The 24,083-nt window shown below is 69.7% G+C and carries 25 protein-coding genes and 2 tRNA genes; 18 read left to right on the forward strand and 9 right to left on the reverse strand.

Annotated elements, in window-relative coordinates; translation table 11 throughout:
- Positions 1-354: 354 nt before the first annotated feature.
- The 4 genes from AB0F72_RS40625 to AB0F72_RS40640 form a co-directional block, all read right to left on the reverse strand.
- The gene (locus AB0F72_RS40625) at positions 355-726 is read right to left on the reverse strand and encodes a hypothetical protein (protein ID WP_109591698.1); all 372 of its coding nucleotides are present in this window, start codon (positions 724-726) and stop codon (positions 355-357) included.
- 122 nt (positions 727-848) lie between these two features.
- Entirely contained in the window at positions 849-1,337 is a 489-nt protein-coding gene (locus AB0F72_RS40630; protein ID WP_360444115.1) for a roadblock/LC7 domain-containing protein, read from the reverse strand.
- A gap of 53 nt (positions 1,338-1,390) precedes the next feature.
- Positions 1,391-2,491 carry a DUF4388 domain-containing protein gene (locus AB0F72_RS40635; protein ID WP_360444118.1) on the reverse strand — a complete coding sequence of 367 codons (1,101 nt, stop codon included), beginning with the start codon at positions 2,489-2,491 and terminating at the stop codon, positions 1,391-1,393.
- Between the two features lie 31 nt (positions 2,492-2,522).
- Complete coding sequence (locus AB0F72_RS40640) at positions 2,523-2,870, reverse strand: hypothetical protein (RefSeq protein ID WP_360444121.1); 348 nt, start codon at positions 2,868-2,870, stop codon at positions 2,523-2,525.
- Positions 2,871-3,153: 283 nt separating this feature from the next.
- On the opposite strand from AB0F72_RS40640, the gene AB0F72_RS40645 reads away from it, so the two are divergent.
- The 7 genes from AB0F72_RS40645 to AB0F72_RS40675 are packed head-to-tail and all read left to right on the forward strand — an operon-like array spanning position 3,154 to position 9,667.
- Positions 3,154-3,510: a VOC family protein gene (locus tag AB0F72_RS40645; protein WP_360444124.1), complete on the forward strand. Its 357-nt coding sequence runs from the start codon at positions 3,154-3,156 to the stop codon at positions 3,508-3,510.
- 9 nt (positions 3,511-3,519) lie between these two features.
- Positions 3,520-4,734, forward strand: coding sequence for a deoxyguanosinetriphosphate triphosphohydrolase (locus AB0F72_RS40650; protein WP_360444127.1), 1,215 nt, complete (start codon positions 3,520-3,522; stop codon positions 4,732-4,734).
- Positions 4,735-4,768: 34 nt separating this feature from the next.
- On the forward strand, positions 4,769-6,637 hold the full coding sequence (gene dnaG / locus AB0F72_RS40655; RefSeq protein WP_360444130.1) for a DNA primase: 1,869 nt from the start codon (positions 4,769-4,771) through the stop codon (positions 6,635-6,637).
- Positions 6,634-7,179 (forward strand): hypothetical protein, encoded by a 546-nt coding sequence (locus tag AB0F72_RS40660; RefSeq protein ID WP_360444133.1) that lies wholly within the window; start codon positions 6,634-6,636, stop codon positions 7,177-7,179. The genes dnaG and AB0F72_RS40660 overlap by 4 nt, the downstream gene beginning before the upstream one ends.
- Positions 7,180-7,190: 11 nt before the next feature.
- Positions 7,191-8,114 carry an ABC transporter ATP-binding protein gene (locus AB0F72_RS40665; protein ID WP_360444136.1) on the forward strand — a complete coding sequence of 308 codons (924 nt, stop codon included), beginning with the start codon at positions 7,191-7,193 and terminating at the stop codon, positions 8,112-8,114.
- Between the two features lies 1 nt (position 8,115).
- Entirely contained in the window at positions 8,116-8,865 is a 750-nt protein-coding gene (locus tag AB0F72_RS40670; protein WP_360444139.1) for an ABC transporter permease, read from the forward strand.
- 1 nt (position 8,866) lies between these two features.
- Entirely contained in the window at positions 8,867-9,667 is an 801-nt protein-coding gene (locus AB0F72_RS40675; protein WP_360444141.1) for an ABC transporter permease, read from the forward strand.
- An 89-nt stretch (positions 9,668-9,756) separates the two neighbouring features.
- Here AB0F72_RS40675 and AB0F72_RS40680 read toward each other — a convergent pair whose 3' ends face one another.
- A complete protein-coding gene (locus AB0F72_RS40680; protein ID WP_360444144.1) occupies positions 9,757-10,863 on the reverse strand; it encodes a YihY/virulence factor BrkB family protein in 1,107 nt (368 codons plus the stop codon).
- Positions 10,864-11,180: 317 nt separating this feature from the next.
- Here AB0F72_RS40680 and AB0F72_RS40685 point away from each other — a divergent pair, with 317 nt between their 5' ends.
- The 7 genes from AB0F72_RS40685 to AB0F72_RS40715 all read left to right on the forward strand — a co-directional run bounded on the left by AB0F72_RS40685 (position 11,181) and on the right by AB0F72_RS40715 (position 19,892).
- Positions 11,181-12,407 (forward strand): ROK family transcriptional regulator, encoded by a 1,227-nt coding sequence (locus AB0F72_RS40685; RefSeq protein ID WP_360444147.1) that lies wholly within the window; start codon positions 11,181-11,183, stop codon positions 12,405-12,407.
- On the forward strand, positions 12,404-14,038 hold the full coding sequence (locus AB0F72_RS40690) for a sugar ABC transporter ATP-binding protein (RefSeq protein ID WP_360444150.1): 1,635 nt from the start codon (positions 12,404-12,406) through the stop codon (positions 14,036-14,038). Before AB0F72_RS40685 ends, AB0F72_RS40690 begins: the two co-directional genes overlap by 4 nt.
- A complete protein-coding gene (locus AB0F72_RS40695; protein WP_360444153.1) occupies positions 14,035-15,057 on the forward strand; it encodes an ABC transporter permease in 1,023 nt (340 codons plus the stop codon). Before AB0F72_RS40690 ends, AB0F72_RS40695 begins: the two co-directional genes overlap by 4 nt.
- Before the next feature lie 11 nt (positions 15,058-15,068).
- A complete protein-coding gene (locus tag AB0F72_RS40700) occupies positions 15,069-16,106 on the forward strand; it encodes a substrate-binding domain-containing protein (protein WP_360444156.1) in 1,038 nt (345 codons plus the stop codon).
- Between the two features lie 20 nt (positions 16,107-16,126).
- Positions 16,127-17,311, forward strand: a complete 1,185-nt coding sequence (locus AB0F72_RS40705) for a Gfo/Idh/MocA family oxidoreductase (RefSeq protein WP_360444159.1) — start codon at positions 16,127-16,129, stop codon at positions 17,309-17,311.
- Positions 17,312-17,801: 490 nt separating this feature from the next.
- Complete coding sequence (locus tag AB0F72_RS40710; protein ID WP_360444162.1) at positions 17,802-18,698, forward strand: TIM barrel protein; 897 nt, start codon at positions 17,802-17,804, stop codon at positions 18,696-18,698.
- A 189-nt stretch (positions 18,699-18,887) separates the two neighbouring features.
- Positions 18,888-19,892 (forward strand): sugar phosphate isomerase/epimerase family protein, encoded by a 1,005-nt coding sequence (locus AB0F72_RS40715; protein WP_360444165.1) that lies wholly within the window; start codon positions 18,888-18,890, stop codon positions 19,890-19,892.
- A 64-nt stretch (positions 19,893-19,956) separates the two neighbouring features.
- Here the strand turns inward: AB0F72_RS40715 and AB0F72_RS40720 are convergent, their stop codons facing one another.
- The gene (locus tag AB0F72_RS40720) at positions 19,957-20,286 is read right to left on the reverse strand and encodes a hypothetical protein (RefSeq protein WP_360444168.1); all 330 of its coding nucleotides are present in this window, start codon (positions 20,284-20,286) and stop codon (positions 19,957-19,959) included.
- 198 nt (positions 20,287-20,484) lie between these two features.
- Between AB0F72_RS40720 and AB0F72_RS40725 the strand changes: the two genes are divergently transcribed.
- The 4 genes from AB0F72_RS40725 (at position 20,485) to AB0F72_RS40740 (ending at position 22,347) form a co-directional block, all read left to right on the forward strand.
- Positions 20,485-20,560: transfer RNA gene (locus AB0F72_RS40725), tRNA-Asn, on the forward strand.
- 216 nt (positions 20,561-20,776) lie between these two features.
- Positions 20,777-22,042, forward strand: coding sequence for an NAD(P)/FAD-dependent oxidoreductase (locus tag AB0F72_RS40730; protein ID WP_360444171.1), 1,266 nt, complete (start codon positions 20,777-20,779; stop codon positions 22,040-22,042).
- Positions 22,043-22,048: 6 nt separating this feature from the next.
- Positions 22,049-22,219 carry a hypothetical protein gene (locus AB0F72_RS40735; protein WP_360444174.1) on the forward strand — a complete coding sequence of 57 codons (171 nt, stop codon included), beginning with the start codon at positions 22,049-22,051 and terminating at the stop codon, positions 22,217-22,219.
- A 51-nt stretch (positions 22,220-22,270) separates the two neighbouring features.
- A tRNA-Ile gene (locus AB0F72_RS40740) sits at positions 22,271-22,347 on the forward strand.
- 75 nt (positions 22,348-22,422) lie between these two features.
- Here AB0F72_RS40740 and AB0F72_RS40745 read toward each other — a convergent pair.
- The 3 genes from AB0F72_RS40745 to AB0F72_RS40755 all read right to left on the reverse strand — a co-directional run.
- Positions 22,423-23,058: a hypothetical protein gene (locus AB0F72_RS40745; RefSeq protein ID WP_360444177.1), complete on the reverse strand. Its 636-nt coding sequence runs from the start codon at positions 23,056-23,058 to the stop codon at positions 22,423-22,425.
- Between the two features lie 25 nt (positions 23,059-23,083).
- Positions 23,084-23,539 carry a hypothetical protein gene (locus AB0F72_RS40750; RefSeq protein WP_360444179.1) on the reverse strand — a complete coding sequence of 152 codons (456 nt, stop codon included), beginning with the start codon at positions 23,537-23,539 and terminating at the stop codon, positions 23,084-23,086.
- Positions 23,540-23,894: 355 nt separating this feature from the next.
- Positions 23,895-24,083 (reverse strand): hypothetical protein (locus AB0F72_RS40755; RefSeq protein WP_360444182.1); only part of this gene is annotated, 189 nt, incomplete at its 5' end.

The following is a 24,083-nucleotide window of genomic DNA, read 5'->3' on the forward strand; positions in this document are numbered from 1 at the left end:
CGACAGTTCCCACGCAAGGCACCAGCGCCAGCTACGGCTCGAGTCAACCCGAACACCGAAGACAAGAAACATACTCACAGCTACGGCTCGGGGTCTTGAGCCGTAGCTGGTGCAGGTTTGCCCCTGGTTTAAGGTGCCTGCGCTACGGCTCGCGCTGCTCGGCCGTAGCTCAGGCATGTGATCAAGCGGGCGTGAGCGAAGCCTGGCTGGCGGTTGCCTGCGTGGGCTACGGCTCGGGTCTGCGGTTGCCTGCGGGGGCTACGGCTCGGGTCTGTGGTCATGTGTGCGGGAGGGTGCCGAGCGAGGGCGGGGAGGGTGGTGCTGCCCTCCCCGCCCAGGGGTGGCGATCACGACTCAGACGTCGAGGTCGTTCTCGATGCGGCGCAGTTGGTGGCGGGACATGGCGAGGTTCGCGCGGTCCCGCCGCAACGCCACATAGAGGAACAAGCCCTTGCCCGACCGGCTCGTGAGCGGCCGGATCATGTGGTACTGCGTGTCGAGCGTGATGAGGATGTCCTCGATCTTCTCGGAGAGGTTCAGCATCTCCATCGCGCGCAGCTTCGCGCGGACCACGTCCGTGTTGCCGGCGGCGGCGACCGTCAGGTCGAGCTCCTTGCCGCCGCCGAGGGTGCCCAGGGCCATGCCGCTGGTGTGGTCCACGAGAGCGACGCCGATGCAGCCGTCGATCTCCATGATTTCCTTGAGTGCGGTGTCCATGTCGGGCATGGGATTCGTTCCTCCGTCGAGTTGGCGATCGTTGAGGTGGATCGTGCGGCGAGCGCCGCACCGGAAGGTCGTGCGGCGAGGGCCGCACCGGAAGGTCGTGCGGCGAGCGCCGCACCGGAAGGTCAGCCCGTCGCCTGGCGGCGGCGAGACACGTTGGACAGGGTTGCCATCGGGGTCCGCCGGGCCAGCGGAGTCGCAGGGCCGGCCTGTGCGGGGATCTGCGGACGCAGCTGCGGCGCGGTCTCCAAGGCCATGATCTTGATGAGCCGGCGTACGCACCGGCGTGCTTCCAGGTGCACCATCGCGAGGTTGGCGTCGCCCGACGTGACCACGGTGAGCAGCGCGTTCGGCCCTGCGGTGTACGACGTGATGTATCCGCCGTCGCACTCCACCACGGATTCCCGCAGCTCGCCGTGGTTGACCGCGTGTGCGAACCGGCGTGCCAGCGCCAGGTGCGCCGCGGCGAGCGCCGCGAGCGTGTCCGGTTCGAGGCCGTGCGAGTCGTGTGCCACGACCAGCCCGTCGGCGGTGGCCAGCACGCTGCCGGAGAGCTCGGGCACCTTGCTGCGCAGGCGGCCGAGTTCTTCGAGTACCGCCGGATCCACCGTCATCGGATCCTCGCTCCTTCTGTCGGGGGCTGTCGAAGCTGTCGGGGGCGCGCGCGTCACCGCAGGGCTCGCAATGCGGTGCGGATGCGCTTGAGCAGGACTTCGTCGGTGCCTTGGTGCACCGGCGGGTTCTCGGCGGACGCGATCTCCTTGGGGAGCTTCGCGCCGGGTTTGCGGCGGGCCAGCCGCGGCGCCCGATTGAGCCCGGCATTGTGATCACCGGGCGGCGGCGCAGGTGGGGGGCCCGGTGAGGCCGGTGGGGCGCCCGCGGCGGTGGGTGGGGGGCCCGCGGGGGTGGGTGGGGGGTCCGGGTCGGGCGGCGCGGCGCGAGCGGGCGTCGGCTCCGGCCCATTGATGACGGGTACGGGCGGAGCGCTCACCGGCGTCTGCGGAGGAACCGGGGGCGCTCGGTCGATGGGCACGGCGGCACCCCGGGGATGGGGCAACCGGACCAGTTCCGGGGACTCGCTCACGCGTACCCTCGGCAATTCGATCATGCCCAGCGCCGCGAGGCGCCGCAGCTCCTGGATCGTCGCGTAGCCCGCGCGTCCCAGAAGCAGTGCCAGGTCAGCCGGTGTGCGCTGCCCGTCGGCGTGCACCAGCAGCTCCCACTGCGGCGCGGTCAGCGTGATCCGTTCGCGGGGCGCCCGGGTGACCGGGATGACCGGCGCGATGTCGATCCGCGGGTTGGGGAAGATGTCGTCGAGCAGTTCGACCCGGCGGCGGACCTCGCGGCCGACCGCTGCCGCGTCGATGTGCACCACCGGGCCGAGCCAGTGCGTCGCGCCGGGCAGGAACTCGACCGAGGCGGCCGGCTGGGCCAGCACGAAGTACGCCGCGTCGTAGGTCGAGCCGAGCACACACAGCTCCAGCTCGCCCTGGGTGAGATGGCCCTGCTCGACCAGGAGCCGGCCGACGCGCGCCGTGGAGGTGCCCAGGTCCAGCGCGCTCTGCCAGGTGCGCCCGGCCAGCCGCCCGGACGAGGTGAGCATCTCGCCCACCCCGGGCGCGGACGGCGACTCGGCGTAGATGACCCGTCCCTCGAAGACGTAGACCGCGCCGCCGGGCTGACCGCTCACCATCAGGGCTCCGGTCTGCCGCTCTCCGGCGACCTGCGTCAGCAGGTTCCCGGGCGATGCGGTCGTCGTGGAGGCCACCGATTACTCCTGTTCGGATCGGGCGGTTGAGTTACGTCGCGACCAGTTCGTCGGCGAGGCGTTGCATCTTGCGGCGGGCAACCGCGAGGTTGCCGCGAAGCCGGTCGAGCCACACGTAGAGCACCAACCGGCTGTCGAACTCGGTCTGTACGAGCCGTAAGAGGTGGTAACCGCCGGCGGTGGTGATGATCAGGTCTTCGAGCAGGTCGTGCGGGATGGCCGAGACGAACAGCGAGCGGCTGTTCGCGGCCTGGACCACCTCTGCCGTGCCGGCCGCGGCGGCTTCGTGGTCCGAGTTGGGTGCGGCTCCGGTCGTGGCGACCGGAAACCCGGTGGTGTAGTCGACGATGCTCGCCCCGACGGCGCCGGGGATCGTCATGGCCTCCTGTAGACAGTGATCGACGCCGGGCACTTCACTCCTCAGCGCTTCGTCGCGTTGCCCCTCGGTGGCGCGTTATCGATCCCCGCCGCCACCGTGGGCCATCCTCCGGTGACACTGCGGCGACAAGTCGCACGTTTTGTGCGTCATGGTCCAGTCGGTCGCCAGCGGTCCGTAACCGGCGGCGTCATCGAACGTCGGGTGCGCTGTTCTCGCCCGGCCGGTCCGCCCGGATCGCGTAACATGATCGTCACATATCGATCTCTGATGTTCGGGAGGCGCGATGCCCAGCCGCTGGGAGCAGGTCGTGGTGGACGCCGAGGACCCGCCCCGGCTGGCGCGGTGGTGGGCCGAGGCGCTCGGCTTCGTGCTGGTGAACGAGGAACCCGGCGAGGTGGAGATCCGGCGTACCCGGCACGAGTTGCCCGGCCTGTTGTTCACCCCGGTGAGTGACCCCAAGAGGGTGAAGAACCGGCTCCACATCGACCTGCGCCCGGACGATCAGGAAGCCGAGGTGGAACGCCTGGTCGGGATGGGCGCCCGGCCGGTCGACATCGGTCAGGGCAACGTCGACTGGGTGGTGCTCGCCGACCCGGAGGGCAACGAGTTCTGCGTGCTGGGGGCGAGACCAGCGGCATAGGGTTAGATCATGACGTTTGCGGACTCCCAGCGATGGGCGCCGGAGCCCGCGAAGGACAGCGGGTACGGGCGTACCCCGTACCAGCGGGATCGGGCGCGGGTGCTGCACTCGGCCGGGTTCCGCCGGCTCGCGGCCAAGACTCAGGTGCACACCGCCGGGTCGGACGACTTCCTGCGTACCCGGCTCACCCACTCGCTGGAGGTCGCGCAGATCTCCCGGGAGATGGGCGCCCGGCTCGGCTGCGACCCGGACGTGGTGGACGTGGCCGGGCTCGCCCACGACCTCGGCCATCCGCCGTTCGGGCACAACGGCGAGGCGGCGCTGGACGAGGCGGCGCGCGCGTGCGGCGGGTTCGAGGGCAACGCGCAGACGCTGCGGGTGCTGACCCGGCTCGAGGCGAAGGTGCCGGGCGCCGGGCTCAACCTGACCCGGGCCACCCTCGACGCCTGCTCCAAGTACCCGTGGTTCCGCACCGAGGGCCGTCGCAAGTTCGGTGTCTACGCCGACGACCGGCCGGTCTTCGAGTGGCTGCGCGACGGGCGTGCCGACGAGCGGCGCTGCCTGGAGGCTCAGGTGATGGACTGGGCGGACGACGTGGCGTACTCGGTGCACGACGTCGAGGACGGCGTGCACGGCGGCTATCTGAGCCTGGAGCCGCTGCTGCGGGACGCGGACGAGCGGGCCGGGCTGTGCCGGGACGTGGCCGCCACGTACTCCGAGGAGAGCCCGGACGAGCTGCTCGCAGCGCTGGACCAGCTGCTCGCCGACCCGGCGGTCAGCGCGGTCGCCGAGTACGACGGCGGGTACGCCGCACAGGTCGCCCTCAAGCGGATGACGAGCGTGCTGACCGGCCGTTTCGTCGCCTCCGCGGTCGGCGCCACGCACAGCCGGTTCGGCACCGAGCCGATGCGCCGCTACGACGCCGACCTGATCGTGCCGAGGACCGTCCGGAACCAGTGCGCGCTGCTCAAGGGCATGGCGTTCCGGTACGTGATGCGGTCCCGGGCGGCCGAGGACTGGTACGCCGAACAGCGGGTCATCCTGGTCGAGCTGGTGGAGGCTCTGACCCGTACCCCGGAGAAGTTGGATCCGCTCTTCGGTCCGCTGCATGCCGCCGCCGCGGACGACGCCGCGGCACTGCGGGTGATCATCGACCAGGTCGCGTCGCTCACCGACCACGCCGCTGTCGCGTGGCACAAGTCCCTGGTACCGGCGCGCCGCTGACCCTGCTGGCGGCTCACCCGTCCGGCGAGGCAGGATGTATGCCGTGGCGGGCAGGGTCAAGGACGAAGACATCGCGCTGGTCCGGGACCGCAGCTCGATCGTCGACGTGATCAGCGAGACGGTGACGTTGCGGTCGGCCGGAGGCGGCAATCTGAAGGGGCTGTGTCCCTTCCACGACGAGAAGACGCCGTCGTTCAACGTGTCACCCGCCCGGAATGTCTACTTCTGCCACGGTTGCGGCCAGGGTGGCGACGCGATCAAGTTCCTGATGGACGCGGAGCACCTGTCGTTCATCGAGTCGGTGGAACGGCTCGCGTCCAAGGCCGGCATCCAGCTGCGGTACGACACCGACGGTCCCGGCGTCAGCGCGCCCCGGCCGCAGACCGGGCAGCGGCAGCGCCTGCTCGCGGCGCACGCGGACGCCACCGCGTTCTACCGTGACCAGCTCGGCTCGCCGGGCGCCCGCAAGGCCCGCGAGTTCCTCGCTCAGCGTGGCTTCGGCCGGGACGCCGCCGAGAAATACGGGTGCGGTTTCGCGCCGGACAGCTGGGACGCGCTCAGCAAGCACCTGCGGCTCAAGGGCTACACCGCCGAGGAGCTGACCGCGGCCGGCCTCTCCAAGCCGGCCCGCTCCGGCTCGCTGATCGACAGGTTCCGCCGCCGGCTGCTCTGGCCGATCAGGGATCTCTCCGGCGACGTGATCGGTTTCGGCGCGCGAAAGCTCTTCGACGATGACGACGGCCCGAAATACCTGAACACCCCGGAGACGCCGATCTACAAGAAGTCGCACGTGCTCTACGGCATCGACCACGCGAAACGGGAGATCGCCAAGCGCGGCCGGGCGGTGATCGTGGAGGGTTACACCGACGTGATGGCCTGCCACGAGGCCGGCGAGCCGACCGCCGTGGCCACCTGCGGCACCGCGTTCGGCCTGGACCACATCCAGGTGCTGCGACGCCTGCTGATGGACAGCGACAGCTTCACCGGCGAGATCATCTACACCTTCGACGGTGACGCGGCCGGACAGAAAGCGGCGTTGCGGGCGTTCGAGGAGGATCAGCGCTTCGTCGGGCGTACCTTCATCGCTGTCTCGCCCGACAACATGGACCCGTGCGAGCTGCGCCTGGCCAAGGGTGACCTCGCGGTCCGCGACATGATCGCCGGGCGGGAGCCGCTGGTGGACTTCGCGCTGCGCCAGACGCTTTCCAAATATGACCTCGACTCGGTCGAGGGCCGGGTCGAGGCGATGCGCCGCGCCGCACCCCTGGTCGCCAAGATCAAAGACAGGGAGAAGCGCCCGGAGTACGCCCGGAAGCTCGCCGGTGATCTCGGAATGGACCTGGAACCGGTGCAGCGGGCCGTCAACAACGCTCTCCGCGCCTCCTCCGCCGAGCCGCAGCAGCAGCGTGCCGCATCGGCCTCGCCGGCCGACTCGCCGCAGCGGATGGTCGAGCGGGAGGCGCTGAAACTCGCTCTGCAGGAGCCGGTGCTGGCCGGGCCGATGTTCGACGCGCTCGGCCCGGAGAACTACGCCGACCCGGTCCTGGCGTCCGTCCGCGAGGCGGTCAGCGAGGCCGGCGGCGCGCAGGCGGCCACCGGCGGCGCGGTCTGGATCGAGAAGGTCCGGGACTGCTGCGCCGACATGGGCGGCCAGATGCTGGTGAGCGAGCTCGCGGTCGAGCCGCTCTACGTCGACGGCCCGGTCGACCCGCGGTACGTCCAGGTGACCCTGGCCCGGCTGCAGGGCGCCGCGCTGACCACCCGGATCCGGGACCTCAAGTCCAAGGTGCAACGGCTCAACCCGGTCGCGCACAAAGATCAATATCTCGCGCTCGCCGGCGAGCTCTTCTCGCTGGAACAGCAGGCCCGTGCCCTGCGTGATCAGGCGGCAGGTGGATTGTGAAGCTCTTCCAACGACGTCCCCGGTTGCCGGCTGCCTCGCGGCCGCCGCTCGACGCGTCGGAGCGGGTGGTGGCGTGGTGCCTCGCTTCGTCGTCGCCCTCCTCGTCTTCGGACGATGGTGTGCTGGTGGCGACCAACCACGGGATCTGGCTGCCCGGATCGGCGGACCGGCTCGGCTGGCACGAGATCCACAAGGTGGCCTGGTCGGGCCGTGAGCTGCGGATCATCCCGGCGGTCATGGAGTCGGAGCGGGAGGGCTACACTGTCCTCGCGGACGGTCCCGCTGTCACGTTCCTGCTGCTGGAGCCGGGTGAGGTGCCCGACCAGGTGCGGGCGCGGGTGACCCGGTCGGTGGCGTACACGACGCATCACCCGCTGCCGGAGGGCGCGGTGCGGGTGGTCGGGCGCCGGGTCAGCGGCCGGGACGGGCTCTCCTGGGCGGTGCGCTACGACGTGGGTACGCCGGCCGAGCAGGACGAGGTGATCGCGGCGACCGATGAGCTCGTCGGTGCGGCCCGGGAAACTGTCGCACCCCCTCTCTAGGGTCAACAGATGTGTCTTCCCTCATCCACGCGCGCGGTCTGATCAAACGGTTCGAGTCGTTCACGGCGGTCGACGGCATCGACGTCGACGTCCAGGCGGGGGAGGCGTTCGGCTTCCTCGGGCCGAACGGGGCGGGCAAGAGCTCGACCATGCGCATGATCGGCTGTGTCTCCCCACCGACCGAGGGCGAGCTGCGAATACTCGGGATGGACCCGCTGCGCGACGGTCCGGCGATCCGCGCCCGGCTCGGCGTCTGTCCCCAGCTGGACAATCTGGATGTCGAGCTCACCGTCCGGGAGAATCTGACCACCTACGCGCGGTTCTTCGGCATCCCGCGCAAGGTGGCCCGCGCCCGGGCCGACGAGCTGCTCGACTTCGTCCAGCTCACCGAGCGCGCCGACAGCAAGGTGGAGCCGCTCTCCGGCGGGATGAAACGGCGGCTCACCATCGCCCGGGCGCTGGTCAACGAGCCCGATCTGGTGCTGCTCGACGAGCCCACCACGGGTCTCGACCCGCAGGCCCGGCACCTGGTCTGGGAGCGGCTGTTCCGGCTCAAGCAGCAGGGCGTGACGCTCGTGCTGACCACCCATTACATGGACGAGGCCGAGCAGCTCTGCGACCGGCTCGTGGTGATGGACGGCGGCCGGATCGTGGCCGAGGGCTCGCCGCGCGCGCTGATCGAGCAGTACTCGACGCGTGAGGTGGTCGAGCTCCGCTTCGCCTCCGAGGACCAGGGGAGCTATGCGGACAAGCTGGCCGGCATCGCCGACCGGATCGAGGTGCTGCCGGACCGCGTCCTGCTCTACGTGTCCGACGGCGACGACGCCCTCGCCGAGGTGCAGCGGCGCTCGCTGAGCCCGGCCAGCGCCCTGGTCCGCCGCAGCAGCCTGGAGGACGTGTTCCTGCACCTCACCGGCCGGACCCTGGTGGACTGAGATGACCCACGTCTTCGAGTACCACCTGGTCAACTATCGGCGCACCTGGCGCTCCAGCGCGCTCTCGACGCTGCTGCTGCCCCTGCTCACCATGGTCGGTTTCGGTCTCGGCGTCGGCGGCTACGTCGACGGTGGCATCGGCGGCGTCCCGTACCTCGACTGGATGGTGCCCGGCCTGATCGCGTCGACCGCGGTGCAGGCCGCGATCGGCGAGTCCACCTGGCCGGTGCTCAGCTACTTCGAGTGGCTCAAGGTCTATTTCGCGCAGGCCGCCGCGCCGCTGCGGGTCGCCGACATTCTCGGCGGTCACCTCGCCTTCATGATGTTCCGGGTGCTGCTGAGCGTCACCGCGTTCCTGCTGGTCGCCGCGCTCTTCGGCACGCTGCACTCAGTCTGGGCGCTGGCCGTGCTGCCGATCTCGGTGCTCGCCGGGCTGGCCGTGGCCGCGCCGGTGACCGCGTACAGCGCCTCGGTCAGCAGCGACAGTTACCTGGCGATCCTGGTGCGGTTCGCGGTGCTGCCGATGTCGCTCTTCTCGGGGGTGTTCTTCCCGCTCGACTCGCTGCCGCCGGTGCTGCGCGCGGTGGCGTGGGCGCTGCCCCTCTCGCACGGCGTCGACCTGAGCCGGACGGCGACTCTCGGCCTCGATGCCGGCTGGGCGGACCTCGGGCAGGTGCTCTACCTTCTGCTCTGGTGCGCGGCCGGCTGGTTCCTCGCCCTGCGCCGCTTCGGCCGCCGGCTGGTGGTGTGACGTGCTGACCCTGAAACTCGCCTCGGTCCGGGCGGCGGGCCGGCGTTCCAGCTCGGTGGCCGCCCGCAACGTCGCGGCGCTGGGCTCGGCGTACTGGCTGGTGATGCTCGGCGGCTTCCTCGAACCGGTGCTCTACCTCTTCTCGATCGGCGTCGGGGTGGGCGAGCTGATCGGCGACATCACCCTGCCCGGCGGCGAGGTGGTGGGCTACGCGGTGTTCGTGGCGCCGGCCATGCTCGCGTCGTCGGCGATGAGCGGGGCGCTTTCCGAGACCACCTTCAACTTCTTCGGCAAGATGAAATTCATGCGGCTGTACGACGGCATGCTCGCCACGCCGATCCGGCCCATCGAGATCGCGCTCGGCGAGCTGGCCTGGGCGATGATCCGCGGCAACATCTACTCCGCCGCCTTCCTGGTCATCATGGTCGCGATGGACCTGACCACACCGCTCCGGGCCCTGGCCGCCTTCCCCGCCACCGTGCTGACCGGCTTCGCCTTCGGTGCCGCCGGCATGGCCACGGCCACCCTGATCCGCAGCTGGCAGGACTTCGACTTGATCGGTTCCGCCCAGTTCGCGTTGTTTCTCTTCTCCGGGACGTTCGTGCCCGCCACGGCGTACCCGGAAGTGGTGCGCTGGGTGGTGGAGGTGTCGCCGCTGTACCGGGCGGTGGACCTGGTCCGCGGCGTGACGACCGGCACGGTGGGGTGGGTGCAGGTGGTGGATGTGGTGTATCTGGTTGTGCTGATGGCGGGGTGCTTGATGGTCGCCGGCCGCCGGATGAACAAACTCCTCTGCAAGTAACGCCGCCCCGCCGCTTCTTTCGCGCCTCCGCCCGCGGGCCCCGTCGGCCGGGACCGACGCGGCCCGCGGGGCGGGCGTGGCGGGCAGGGTCAGCCCTGGCTCAGGCCTTGTTCGCTGCCCTTCTTCAGCTTGCGGTCGTCGCGAAGCTGGAGGAACGGCTCGTCGTCGGGGGAGTGGCCCGCCGCGATCGCGCGCCCGCGCTCCAGCTCGGCGTCGAGCTCGGCGCCCAGCAGGATCGCGATGTTGGAGATCCAGAGCCACACCAGGAAGGCGATGACGCCGCCCAGCGTGCCGTACGTGGCGTTGTAGTTCGCGAAGTTCGCCAGGTAGATGGCGAACGCGGCGGAGGCGATCACCCAGAGGAGCACCGCGAAGATGCCGCCCGGGCTGACCCACCGGAAACCGCCGGTCTTGGCGTTCGGCGACGCCCAGTACAGGACCGCGAACATCAGGCTGACCAGCGCGATCAGGACCGGCCACTTGGCGATGTTCCAGGTGGTGACGGCGACCTCGCCGAGGCCGATCGTCTCGCCGACCACCTGGGCCAGGCCACCGGTGAAGATGACGATCGCGGCGGAGGCGATCAGCATGACGCCGACGAGGGCGGTCACGCCGACCCGGATCGGCAGGGTCTTCCAGATCGGGCGGCCTTCCGGCACGTCGTAGATCGCGTTCGAGGCCCGCATGAACGCCGCGATGTAGCCGGACGCCGACCAGAACGCGACGACGATACCGAGGATCGCCGCGAGCCCGGCCTTGCCGGTGCCCTGCACCTGGGAGAGGACGGTGTCGACGAGGTCCCGGAGCTGCTGGTTGGGCGCGAGCTCGTCGACCGCGTCGGTCACGGCCTTCTGGCCGTCCGAGCCGAGCAGGCCGAGCAGCGAGATGATCACCAGCAGGCCGGGGAAGATCGACAGCACCCCGTAGTAGGTGAGCGCCGCGGCCCAGTCGGAGATGTTGTCCTCGGAGAACTGTTTGAAGGTTCGCTTCACCGCGGCGAAGATCCCCTTCGGGCGGAGCTTGGCAGGCCCGTCCGGGCCCGCGTCCGGTCCGGGTGCGGAGAGATCAGGGGTACGGTCCTCGGCAGTCCGTGTGGTCGCGGCGGCGGCCGTGTCGTAGTCGGCGGCGCCCTGCGCGCGTGCGTCGTCGGCGTGGCGGTCGGTGGACTGCTCGTCGTGGTTGGGGCGAAGTTTCATCGAGGACCTCCTCCGGGCGTAACGGGCTGCGCGTGGTCGTTCCGTCGGTCGCTCACCCCGCTGCGACGTGCGAAGACGGCCTTGCCAGGTCAGTTCCCCATCCCGGCCGCCCCTAACCCGGAGGACCTGGGCGTGTCTTCCGATGGCGCACCTCGCACGCCACACGCCGGGAATTGTCACTTGTCGATCACGAAGCCCGACTTTCGCCAGGATTTGCAAAAGTTTCTGTTGATCAAGAAAAAGGTATGGATCGATGTGGCGGAACCACCCTAGTGTGACCGGCGTAACACGGTGTTAACGAACGCCCCTTCCCGGAGGTGTACGTGTTCCTGCCCGCGGCTCCTCACGTCCGACTTCTGCGCCTGCTCCGCGACCAGGGCCCGGTGTCCCGCGCCGAGCTCGGCGACCGCCTGGAGCTGAGCCGTCCGCGCCTGCTCGCCGAGGTGGAGCGCCTGGTCGCCGCCGAGCTGATCGTCGAGGCCGGAATGGCGGCGTCCCGGGGTGGACGCCGGTCCACGCTCGTCGAGCTGGACCCCCGGCTGCGCTTCGCCGCGGTCGACCTGGGCGCCACCTCGATCGACGTGGAGCTGACGAACGGACGACTGGAGCCGCTCGCGGCGTACCAGGAATCGGCCGACATCCGCTCCGGCCCCCGCGCGACCCTGCAGCGGGTCAACGACCTGCTGGCGAAGGCGCGGACCGACGGCGTCTACGACCGGCTGAACGGGGTGGGCATCGGCGTGCCGGGCCCGGTGAGCTTCCGGGACGGGGTGCCGGTCTCCCCGCCGATCATGCCGGGCTGGGACCGCTATCCGGTGCGCGAGCTGCTGACCAGGGAGTACGGCTGTCCCGCCGTGGTCGACAACGACGTGAACATCATGGCGATCGGTGAGCGGCACGGCGGGGTCGCCCGCTCCGTCGACGACTTCCTGTTCGTCAAGATCGGTACGGGCGTCGGCTGCGGCATCCACCTGGCCGGCGGCGTCTTCCGCGGGGTGGACGGCTGCGCCGGCGACATCGGGCACATCCAGGTCGAGGCGCACGGTCCGGCCTGCTCGTGCGGCAACACCGGCTGCCTGGAGGCGCTGTTCGGCGGCGCCGCGCTGGCCCGGGACGCGCTGGCGGCGGCCCGCTCGGGGGAGTCCCCCGCTCTCGCCGCCCGCCTCGAGGCGTCCACCAACGGTCGCCGGGGTGACCGGCCAGGGTCAGCGGCACGGGTGACGCTGACCGCCCGGGACGTCGCGGACGGCGCCGCCGAGGGGGACATCACCTGCATCCGGCTGATCCGCGACGGCGGACGCCGGGTCGGCAGCGTGCTGGCGACGCTCGTGTCGTTCGCCAATCCGTCGATGATCGTCATCGGGGGTGGGTTGGCGAACCTCGGCCACGTGTTACTCGCCGAGATCCGCAGCGTGGTCTACCGCCGGTCGCTGCCGCTGGCGACCGGCAACCTCCCGGTGGTCCTCTCCGAGCTGGGCAGCCGGGCCGGCGTCACCGGCGCCGCCGTTCTGGCCAGCGACGCCGTCTTCGAGCAGGCATCATGACCAATTCAGAGGAATTCCGCCCGACAGGCGAAAAATCGGAAACGTCCGAAACGGCGCGCGGGGATCAGCGCGGGGATCAGCGCGGTGACCAGCAAGCCGCGACCACCGCGGCGGACGGCGAGCGGCCCGCGGTTCTGCGGCTCACCGACGTGGTCAAGGTCTTCCCCGGCGTCCGGGCGCTGGACGGCGTCCAGCTCGAGGTCCGGGCCGGCGAGGTGCACTGTCTGCTCGGCCAGAACGGCGCCGGCAAGTCCACGCTGATCAAGGTGCTGGCCGGCGTCCACCACGCCGACGCCGGGGAAATCACCTGGCAGGGGCAGCCGTTCGCGCCGGCCACCCCGCAGGCCGCCATGCGAGCCGGGATCGCCACGATCTACCAGGAGCTGGATCTCGTCGACGACCTGTCGGTGGCGGAGAACGCCTTCCTCGGGCACGAGCCGAGCCGCTTCGGATTCAGCAGGCGCCGGGTCTCCGCGTACAAGACGAAGGAGATCCTGGCCCGTCTCGGCCATGCCGAGATCTCGCCGCGCCGGATGGTCCGCACCCTGCCGGCCGCCGCCAAGCAGGTGGTCAGCATGGCGCGGGCGCTGTCGCACGACGCCCGCCTGATCGTGATGGACGAGCCGAGCGCGGTGCTCGCCCACGACGAGGTGGGGAACCTGTTCCGGATCATCCGGGAGCTGACGTCGCACGGGATCGCGGTCATCTACATCTCGCACCGGCTCGACGAGATCCGGGAGATCGGCGACCGGGTGACAGTGCTGAAGGACGGCCGGACCACCGCGGCGAACCTGCCGGCGCGCACCACGCCGACCCGGGATCTGGTGGGACGGATGACCGGCCGATCAATCGAGTACGTCTTCCCGCCGCGCGAGGGCGATCCGGAGGAGACCCCGCTGCTGGTCGTCGACAACCTGACCCGGCACGGCGAGTTCGCCGAGGTGAGCCTCACGGTCCGGCCCGGCGAGATCGTCGGGATCGCCGGGCTGGTCGGGTCGGGCCGGTCCGAGCTGATGGAGACGATCTTCGGTGCTCGCCGGGCGGAGTCCGGCACCGTGAAGGTCGACGGCAAAGCGGTGCGCGGGGTGGGCGCCGCGGTCCGGGCCGGCATGGGCATGGCGCCGGAGGAGCGCAAGAGTCAGGCGCTGCTGCTGGACGAGCCGGTCTACAAGAACATGACGCTCGCCTCGTTCGCCCGGTTCGCGAAGGTGGGTTTCACCAACACGGGTGGTGAGCGGGCGGCCGCCGTGCGAACCGCGGATCAGCTGGAGCTCCGCCCGCGGGACGTGATCCGGCCGGTCCGGACGCTGTCCGGCGGCAACCAGCAGAAGGTCGTGGTGGGTCGCTGGCTGCTCGGCGGCACTCGGCTGCTGCTGCTCGACGAGCCCACCCGGGGCGTGGACGTGGGCGCCCGGGCCGAGCTCTACCAGGTGATCCGGGACCTCGCGGCGAACGGCGTGGGTGTGCTGCTGGTCTCCAGCGAGGTGCCGGAGGTGCTCGGTCTCGCCGACCGGGTGCTGGTGATGCGGGAGGGCCGGGTGATCCATGAGGCGCCCTCCGGGGAGATCGACGAAGACACCGTACTCAACCTCGTGATGGCGGGGTCGCTTCTGGAAGGGGAGCCGGCATGAGCGAGCTGACGGAGGCGGCGACCGCTGAGAAGCGTGCCGGCCGCGAGCGCCGGCGCCTCGACGAGGGCGCGGTGCGGAACCTGGGCCTGGTCGCCGTCCTGGTGATCCTGGTGATCATCGGAATCATCACCAGGCCGGAGCTGTACAGCGACCCGACCTGGGTGCGGAACAACGTCCTGACGATCCTGCAGCAGGCGTCCGCGATCGGCGTGGTGACGGTCGGGATGACCTTCGTGATCATCGGGGGCGGCATCGACCTGTCGGTCGGGGCGATCATCGCGCTCGCGGCGGTCTGGAGCACCACCGTCGCGACCCAGAGCTTCGGCGCAGCCGGCATGATCTTCACGGCTCTGGCCGTCGGCGTGGGCGTCGGTCTGGTCAACGGGACGCTCATCGCGTACGGGAAATTGGTCCCCTTCATCGCCACGCTCGCCATGCTGGTGGCGGCTCGCGGCCTCGCCGCCCAGATCTCCGACAAGCAGACGCAGATCTCCGAGAGCTCGGTGATCAACGGCATCGCCACCACCAAGATCTTCGGCATCCCGCTGCTCGTGATCATCCTAGGCGTCGTGGTGGCCGCCGGTTGGGTGCTGCTCAACCGGACCACGTTCGGCCGCCGCACTGTCGCGGTCGGCGGCAACCCGGAGGCCGCCCGGCTGGCCGGCATCAACGTGAAGCGGCAGACCCTGCTGCTCTACGTGCTCTCCGGCTTCTGCTGCGGGATCGCCGCGATCATGCTGACGTCGCAGGCGACAAGCGCGCAGGCCGCGATGGCGAACCTGTACGAACTGGACGCGATCGCCGCGGCCATCATCGGCGGCACGCTGCTCAGCGGCGGCCGGGGCACCATCATCGGCGCCCTTTTCGGGGTGCTGGTCTTCTCCACCATCACCAACCTGTTCGCGATCAACAACCTCTCCACCGAAGTCCAGAACATGGTCAAGGGCGCCATCATCGTGGCCGCCGTCTTGGTCCAGCAGTTCCGCTATCAGTCGCTTACTCAGCTTTTCAAGAGATGACGGGAGCAATAATGTCCTCATTGTCCCGTAGGCGCGTTCTGTTCGGCGGCGCCGCCGTCGGCGCCGGCGCCCTGCTCACCGCCTGCACCAGCAATGACACCGGAAACGACGCCCAGGTCAACACGAACAGCGGCAACGAGAACGCGGCTCCGGGCGAGAAGGTGGTCATCGGCTTCACCGCCCCCGCCGCCGACCACGGCTGGATCGCCGCGATCACCAACAACGCCAAGGCCCAGGCCCAGCAGTACGAAGACGTCGAGCTCAAGGTCACCGAGGCCGGCTCGGACGCGGCGGCCCAGCGGGCGGCCATCTCGACGATGATCGCCGAGAAGCCGACGATCATCGTGATGCTGCCGCACGACGGCAAGGAGCTGAACTCGGCCGCCGAGGAGGCCATGCGGGCCGGCATCCCGGTGGTCAACCTGGACCGGGCATTCCCGTCCCAGGACGCGTACCGGCTGCAGATCAAGGGTGACAACTACGGGATGGGGCTGGCCGCCGGGGCGTACATCGGCGAACAGCTCAAGACCAAGGGCGTCAGCAACCCGATCATCGGGGAGATCCCCGGCATCGACTCCCTCGAGCTCACCCAGGAGCGCACGAAGGGCTTCAACGACGCGCTCGCCGTCTACGGATTCAAGGTCGCCAATCGCCGGCCCGCCGACTTCACGATCGACGGCGGCCAGAAGGCCGCGACCGATCTGCTCCAGGCGCTGCCCCGGATGGACGCCCTCTGGAACCACGACGACGACCAGGGCGTCGGTGTGCTCGCCGCGATCCAGCAGGCGAACCGCAACGAGTTCTTCATGGTCGGCGGCGCGGGCGCGAAGTCCGCGATCGATCACATCGCGGCGGACGACTCGGTGCTCAAGGCGACGGTCACCTACAGCCCGTCGATGGCCTCCTCGGCCATCTCGCTGGCCCGGCTGATCGCCCAGGGCAAGGGCATGGCCGACCTGGTGGAGCTGCAGGTGCCGAAGGAGATCACGCTCGCTTCCGAGACGATCACCAAGGAGAACGCCGCGCAGTACGCCAAGCTGGGATTCTGATCACGGAACAAGGGGGCGACATGTATCCGGACCTGCGCGTCGGCATGGTCGGTTACGCGTTCATGGGGGCCGCGCACTCGCAGGCGTGGCGCACCGTCAACCACGCTTTCGACCTGCCGTTGCGGGCCCGGATGTCGGTGGTGTGCGGCCGCTCCGCCGACCAGGTGGCGCACGCCGCCACGCGGCTGGGCTGGGCCGGGCACACCACCGACTGGCGCTCGCTGGTGGAGAGCGACGAGATCGACCTGATCGACATCTGCACGCCGGGTGACACCCACGCCGAGATCGCGCTGGCCGCGCTCGCCGCCGGCAAGCACGTTCTCTGCGAGAAGCCCCTGGCCAATTCGGTGGCTGAGGCGAGGGAGATGGCCGCGGCCGCTGCCCGGGCCCAGGCCCATGGGGTACGGGCGATGTGCGGCTTCAACTACCGGCGAGTGCCGGCCGTCGCGCTGATGCGGGATCTGGTGGCCCGGGGACGGATCGGAGCGATCCGGCACGTCCGGGCCACCTATCTCCAGGACTGGATCGTCGACCCGGAGTTCCCGCTGGTCTGGCGTCTGCGCAAGGAGATCGCGGGGTCCGGGGCACTGGGTGACATCGGCGCGCACATCGTCGACCTGACCCAGTTCGTCACCGGCCAGTCGATCGCCACGGTGTCCGCGCTGACCGAGACGTTCGTCCGTTCCCGGCCGCTGCCGTCGGAGTCGGCCGGGCTGGCCGCCTCCGCCAACGGCGCCGTGGTCGGCGACGTGACGGTCGACGACGCCGCCCTCTTCCTGGCCCGGCTGGACGGGGGAGCGGTCGCCACCTACGAGGCGACCCGGTTCGCGACCGGCCGCAAGAACGCGTTGCGGGTCGAGCTCAACGGTGCGCTCGGCTCGCTCGCTTTCGACTTCGAGCGGATGAACGAGCTGGAGTTCTACGACGCCACCGGGCCGGGCGCCGAACAGGGGTTCACCCGGATCCTGGTGACCGAACCGGATCACCCGTACGTGGCGGCCTGGTGGCCGCCGGGCCACGGGATCGGGTACGAGCACTCGTTCACGCACGAGGTCCGTGACCTGATCGAGGACATCGCGGCCGGTCGTGACCCGGCGCCGTCGTTCGCCGACGCGCTGCGGGTGCAGCTGGTCCTCGACGCCGTGGAGCAGTCCGCGGCCTCCGGCGCCTGGACCGACGTGGAGACGGTTCTGGAGCCTGCCTGACGCCGGTATCAGGAATCGTCCCGCCGCGGCCGGCGAGGGACGGCGTGGTTGCGCCCCGCGCCGGCCGGTCGTGGCGGGTGGTGCGGATGCACGGACCTCCGTGCATCCGCACTGGCGTGCGGCAAGTGCATGTCCATTTGTTCATCATCTGAACAAGGTAGGTGTCCCGGCCCGCTCTTCTCCGGTGTGGTGGTGAAAGCTACTCGCTGGTCACCCCCGCCGAGCACATTGTCACTTATCGATGCACAAGGGCTTTTCCGATCATGTTGTGGCCGGTCAGGTAGTCGCACGGCCGGTGCGCCGATGATCCGCTATGCGACGCACGCTCGTATCCGAGGACATGCATTCCACGGATGGAGGCGGCGATGACAGTCCGGCGGCGGGGCAGCGGTCGATCGGAGACAGATCCCCGGATGGTCCATACTGGAGGCGTTAGCACGAGCCGATGCACGTGCACCTGCACGGGAGAGCTCGTCCGGGGAGGATATTGATGCGGCTGCGCCATCCCTCCGGCCGGATCGTGCACCTCAGCTACGGCATCAGCCTAGACCACGCCGAGACGCCGTCCGCCGCTCTGGACGCGCTCGACGCGGCCGCCGCCGAGCTGAGGTCCCGTTTCGGGACCGGGCTTCTCGGCGTGGCGCTCCGGCTGCCCTACCGTCTCGCCGCCGCCCTCGCTGACGACGGGCGTGCCCGCACCCGGCTGCGTGCCCAGCTCGACGCCAAGGGGCTCGAGGTCGTCACGTTGAGCGGGACGTCCGACGTCGAGGGCGGCGGCGAGAGCGCCGATCCGCTCGGGGACTGGAGCGAGATCGCCCGGGTCCGGCACACCCTCGATCTGGCCCGCATCCTGGTCGACCTGCTGCCGTTCGAGGAGGTCCGCGGCGCGATCGGCACCTGCGGGCTCGGTCGCGCCGACGAGTGGGACGAGGAGCGGCAGAAAGCCGGCGCCCGGCACCTGTCCCGGCTCTCCGCCGGCCTCGCCGACCTGGCCTGGCGGGTCGGCCGCGCGGTGCGATGCGGCTTCCAGCCCGGCCCCGGCCGGGTGCTGGACGGTCCGGAGCAGACCGTCGCGGCACTCACCCGCGTCGACAAGGACCGGCTCGGCGTCTGCCTCGACCTCCCGGCCGTGGTCCGCGACTGGCCGCACCCGGAGGCCGGCATCGACCGGATGACCGACGCCGGCCTTTCCGTGATAACCGCCCGGATCACCGACACGACGGCCGGCTGGCAGCCGGTGCTGCGTCACCTGCTCGCCGCCGACGCCGCCCGCACCGAGTACGTGGACGTCGACACCCCGGGCGGCGCGGCCGACCTCCAGCACGTCCTGGCGGAGCTCACCGCCCTCGGCCTGGTTCCCGAGCAGCAGCCCTGCACAGCGCCCTGATCGGGTATTGATCGCGGCCTTTCGCGTTGCCGGGTCCGGTCGTAGAGTCCAGGGAGGGCAACGCCTGCGCGGGCGAGGCCGGATCGGGAGGCGCAACCCCGTCCGGCACGACTTCTCGCCTCCCGTGGCGTGCCCATTGTGAGCCGGTCTCCCTCGCCGGATTGTTTCGCCGAGCCACGAGGAGGGACCATGGCACGACCCATCACACTCTTCACCGGCCAGTGGGCCGATCTGCCGTTCGAAGAGGTCTGCCGGCTCGCGTCGGAGTGGGGCTACGACGGGTTGGAGATCGCCTGCTGGGGTGACCACTTCGAGGTGGACCGGGCGCTCACCGAGGACGGATACGTCGAGCGCAAGCACGAGCAGCTCGCCAAGCACAACCTGAAGTGCTGGGCGATCTCGAACCACCTGGTCGGTCAGGCCGTCTGCGACCACCCGATCGACGAGCGGCACCAGGACATCCTGCCGGCCGCGGTGTGGGGCGACGGCGATCCGGAAGGGGTGCGGCAGCGGGCCGCGGAACGGATGAAGGACACCGCGCGGGCGGCGGCGCGATTCGGCGTGCGTACGGTGGTCGGCTTCACCGGTTCGTCGATCTGGCACACCGTCGCCATGTTCCCGCCGGTGCCGGAGTCGATGATCGAGCGCGGGTACGCCGACTTCGCCGCCCGCTGGAACCCGATCCTCGACGTCTTCGACTCGGTCGGCGTCCGGTTCGCGCACGAGGTGCATCCGAGCGAGATCGCGTACGACTACTGGACCACCCGGCGGACGCTGGAGGCGATCGGCAACCGGGCCGCGTTCGGGCTGAACTGGGATCCGTCGCACTTCGTCTGGCAGGACCTGGACCCGGTCGGGTTCATCCTCGAGTTCCGCGACCGGATCTACCACGTGGACTGCAAGGACGCGAAGGTGCGCACCGGGGACGGGCGGCGCGGGCGGCTCAGCTCACACCTGCCCTGGGCCGACCTGCGGCGCGGCTGGGACTTCGTCTCCACCGGACACGGCGACGTGCCGTGGGAGGACTGCTTCCGAGCTTTGAACAGCATCGGGTACGACGGACCGCTCTCCATCGAGTGGGAGGACGCCGGGATGGACCGGTTGACCGGGGCGCCCGAGGCGCTTCAGTTCGTCCGTCGTCTGGCGTTCGACGCCCCGTCGGCGGCGTTCGACGCGGCGTTCTCGTCGCGCTGACCGCTGGAACGGCGCAGGGCCGCCTCCGCTGTGTGCGGGGGCGGCCCAACGGCTGAAACCGGCGTCAGTACGTGGTGCCGGTGCTGGTGCTGGTGCCCTTCGACCCGGCGAGCGAGTCGCTGGGCGCGAGCAGCTCGTCGGTCGTGCTCGTGCTGCTGCTGGTCGTGCCGGTGTTGAGCTTCTCTCCGAGCTTGGACGACTGGAGCTTGTCCTTGCCCTCGCTGTACAGCTTGTTGGCCTGCGCCTGCGCGACGCCGGCCGCCTCCTGCACCGTGGGGTTCTCCCAGATCTTCTGGGCGTTCGCCCGGATCTCTTCGTACTTCTCCCGGCCGGCACGGCTGCCCAGGACGAAGCCCGCCGCGAGACCGGTGAGGAACATCAGCTTTCCGCGCATGGTGGCGGCTCCTTCCGTTCATGACGCGCGTGCGTCTCGGGGGGTGCATACCCATCCTGTCGGGGCGATACTCCCCCTCACTCGGATTCGGAGGATGTCGGTCCCCTCCGGTGGGGTATCCCCGTTGCTGGACACCCCGGATGGTCATGTAGTCTGTTCTCCGTCGCCAGGGAAACCGGGCGGCGCAGAACAGAGCGATCCCCGATAGCTCAATTGGCAGAGCAGCCGGCTGTTAACCGGCAGGTTATTGGTTCGAGTCCAATTCGGGGAGCCATCTTCGACCCCAGGCTTCACGGCCTGGGGTTTTCTGTTGTCCGCTTCTGTATAGCCCTCCCACGCCACGCATGGTGACGGGTATCTGACACGAGGGGCTCAGCCCGTACCTGGGGCTGAATTTGATCTTGAATTTTCCTTGCTCGCCTTTCGCCTCCCCGGGCACGCGCGCCCGGTTACGCTGAGTTCCGCGTTGAATGCAGCATGTGAGGTGGTTATGTCGCAGCCGGTTGAGGTGGACGTCGTCATCATCGGCGGCGGGCTCGCCGGACTGTCGGCTGCCCGCCGTCTCGACCGCGCCGGAGTGGAATGGCTGCTCGTCGAGGCCGCCGACCGGATCGGCGGACGCGTCGCCACCGACGTGGTCGACGGCTGGCACATGGACCGCGGCTTCCAGGTGATCAACACGGCGTATCCGCGGCTGCCCGCCCTGGTCGACGTCGACGCGCTCGACATGCGGTACTTCACCTCCGGCGTGCTGGTCCGCCGCGGCGCCGGCCTGCACCGGCTGGAAAACCCGCTGCGCGAACCGCTCGCCACGCCGAAAACGCTGCTCTCCGGCGTCGGCAGCCTCGCCGACCGGCTCAAGTTCGCCGCCCTCGCCACCCGGTGCGCCACCCTGCCCGCCGGGAAACTCCTCGACATGCCGGAGACCACCACCCAGGAGATGCTGCGCAAAGCCGGCATCTCGCACCGGATGATCGAGGAAGTGCTGCGGCCCTTCTTCTCCGGCGTGTTCGCCGACCGGTCCCTGGAAACCTCCAGCCACGTCGCCGCGATGACCCTGCGCTCGTTCGCCCGCGGCCGGCTCGGCGTGCCCGCAGCCGGCATGGCCGCCCTGCCCGCCGCCATCGCCGGGCCGCTGCCCTTCCCCCAGCTGCTGATCGGCGCACGGACCCTCTCCATCGGCCCCGGCATCGTCGTCACCGACGGCGGCGAGATCCACTGCCGCGCCATGATCGTCGCCACCGACCCGCTCTCCGCCGCCGAACTGCTCGGCGGACGGGTGCCGCGCCCCGACATGCACGGCCTGACCACGTTCTACTTCGGGGCGCCGCGCGCACCCATCGACGAGCCGATCCTGCTTCTCGACGGCGACCGCCGCGAGATCATCGCCAACACCATCGTGATGAGCAACGCCGCACCCGAGTACGCGCCCGGCGGCATGAGCCTCATCGCGGCCACCGTCGTCGGCGTCTCCGCGCCCTCCAGCGCCTCGGAGGCGGTGATCCGGGTCGAACTGTCCCGGATCTACGGCGCACCCACCGACGACTGGGAACTGCTCAACGTGGTGACCCTGCCGCACGCGCTGCCGGCCGCCCGGGTGCCACAAAGCCGTCTGCGCAAACCGGTCGCCCTCGGCGACGGCATGTTCGTAGCGGGTGATCATCGCGACAGTCCCTCCATCCAAGGCGCGCTGGCCGGAGGGTGGCGCGCCGCCGGGGCCGTCCTGGCAGCGCTCGGCGCACATGTGGGGGTGTGACGGTCCATGAGCGACGTCAATCCGGAGAATTACGCTGAATTCACCACGCAGGACGGGCCCGAAGAGCCGAGTGTGGGAGACGAGGGGTTGCCGCGCATCGAGGATCTGCAACCGCCGGACATGGTGGTCGACCCGTCCCGGCAGATCATCCTCCTGCCGAAATCCCTGGTGCAGTGATAGATCGCCTAGCTGTGGGAGCAGGGCACGGGATAGGATCGCCGCCGGTACGGGCCGGTAGCTCAGTGGGTTAGAGCAGGGGACTCATAATCCCTCGGTCGCGGGTTCGAGTCCCGCCCGGCCCACCAGTTGTCTGCCTGGGGGCGACCCCCGACCCCACGTTGCGGTGGGGCGCGCCGTGGCGTCGGCAGGCTGATCTGCGGCTACACCAGCGACGTTACGGCGAGGAGAAGGATCCAAGCCAGGAAGCTGCCGCCGAAGCAGATCAAGCCGCCTAACCGTGCGGAGCGGTCGGCCTCTCCCATCGTCTGTGTGCGAGGTTGGCCCAGCACGGAGATGAGGATGTAGGCGGCGAAGTACGCGATGGCCGGCAGGCCGCACATCGACCACAGCAACGTCCCGACCGATGCGCCGCTGTCCGGACTGAGCACGAAGAGGCCACACGAGACCAGCCACGTGCACAGCGTGGCCACTGAATAGACCAGGACGTTGCGACCGGTGGGGGACATCGTAGGGAAGAGGGTCGGGCGCATGCCGCGCTCTTCGGCGCGCCGAGCCTCGACGTCGGCTTTATCGACCGCCTCCCACGCCAGCCGGAGGGCCTCGTCGGGGTCGGACAACCCGGTCCGTGCCACACCGCCGAAGGCAGGATGCGGCTCCCGCAGTTGCTGAGACAGGCCGAGAAGGTGATCAGCCTGAATGCTCAACCGACGCTTCAGCTTCTCTACCCCAGCGCGGCCAGCAGCAGTGCGCTGCTGAACTTGGGTGGAACGGGCCGCTTCCTGGTTACGGGCATCGGCGAGGCGACGGGCCAGCTCGGCGTACTCGGCCCATCTCATCGCAAGGCCATCCTCCTGGTCGGCATCACCGCTCCGGTGCCGCTTCGATCGCGGCTTCAACCCGATCGAGGTAGTTGAACCACCATTCGCCCTTACGGATCTTGGTGGATGAGGCGAGGAGGCTTCCCGTCACCACATAGGTCAGCATCGTGGCGCTGACCGGATCGAAGAGAGGTGTCAGCGACTTGCCGTGCAGTACCGCATCGAGGAACTCCGTGACCTGGGCACCGGAGAGAGCGGACCACTGCTCCATGGAGGAGATCTCGTCCGCGAGCAGGCGAATTTCGTCGGGAGTTGGCTTGCCGTCGTATGCGTCATGGACGACGAAGCCACAAACCGCCAGTGCTAGGTGCAGGCCTTTCAGGCGTGAGTCATCGTCCGGGAAGGAGTTGAGAACCGCGTCTAGCTTGTCCTCGTCGCGCTTCACCACCGCACCGAAAATCTCGCGCACCAGCGGCTCGACCCGATCGTCAACGATCATCTCTACTCCCTCGCTGTTCCTTCTTCTTCCCGATCCATGCCTTGTACGCCCCGATTGCCGCAGCGGTGGCGAGGACCGTGCCGGCAATCGTCTTCGGTATAGCGGGCAGGAACTCCTGGAATGTCGCATATCCGGCCGTTGCCGCAGAAGCCCACCAGCCGATCGTTTCCGAGGCGACCTCTGCTCTTGGCTGCGGCGCTGGTGCGCCACGCGCCTGATCCTCACGACTCGACCGCCGGATCTGCGGCTTACGCGGCGGAGGGCGGACCGCCGGGACCGGCGGCGGCACCGCATTTCTGACCGTCGGCACTTCAGTCGTCGTGGATGGGCTCTTTCCGGAACTGCCGCCGACTCTTCAAGTGTTCTCGGCGACGGCTCGGGCCTGGCTGATGGTGTCGTTGGCGATGTCGATCGTGCCGTGGACCTGTTGGGAGAGTTTCTCGATGCTCTCCTTGACCGTGGTGAGGCCGGCGACGGTGGCGGTGGCGCCGAGGGCGACGGCCTGGTCGACGGCTTCGTCGGTGGTGGTGGCTGCGGTGTTGGC

Origin of the sequence: Actinoplanes sp. NPDC023936 (assembly GCF_040639325.1) — a bacterium.
In the GTDB taxonomy this organism is placed as follows: Bacteria; Actinomycetota; Actinomycetes; order Mycobacteriales; family Micromonosporaceae; genus Actinoplanes.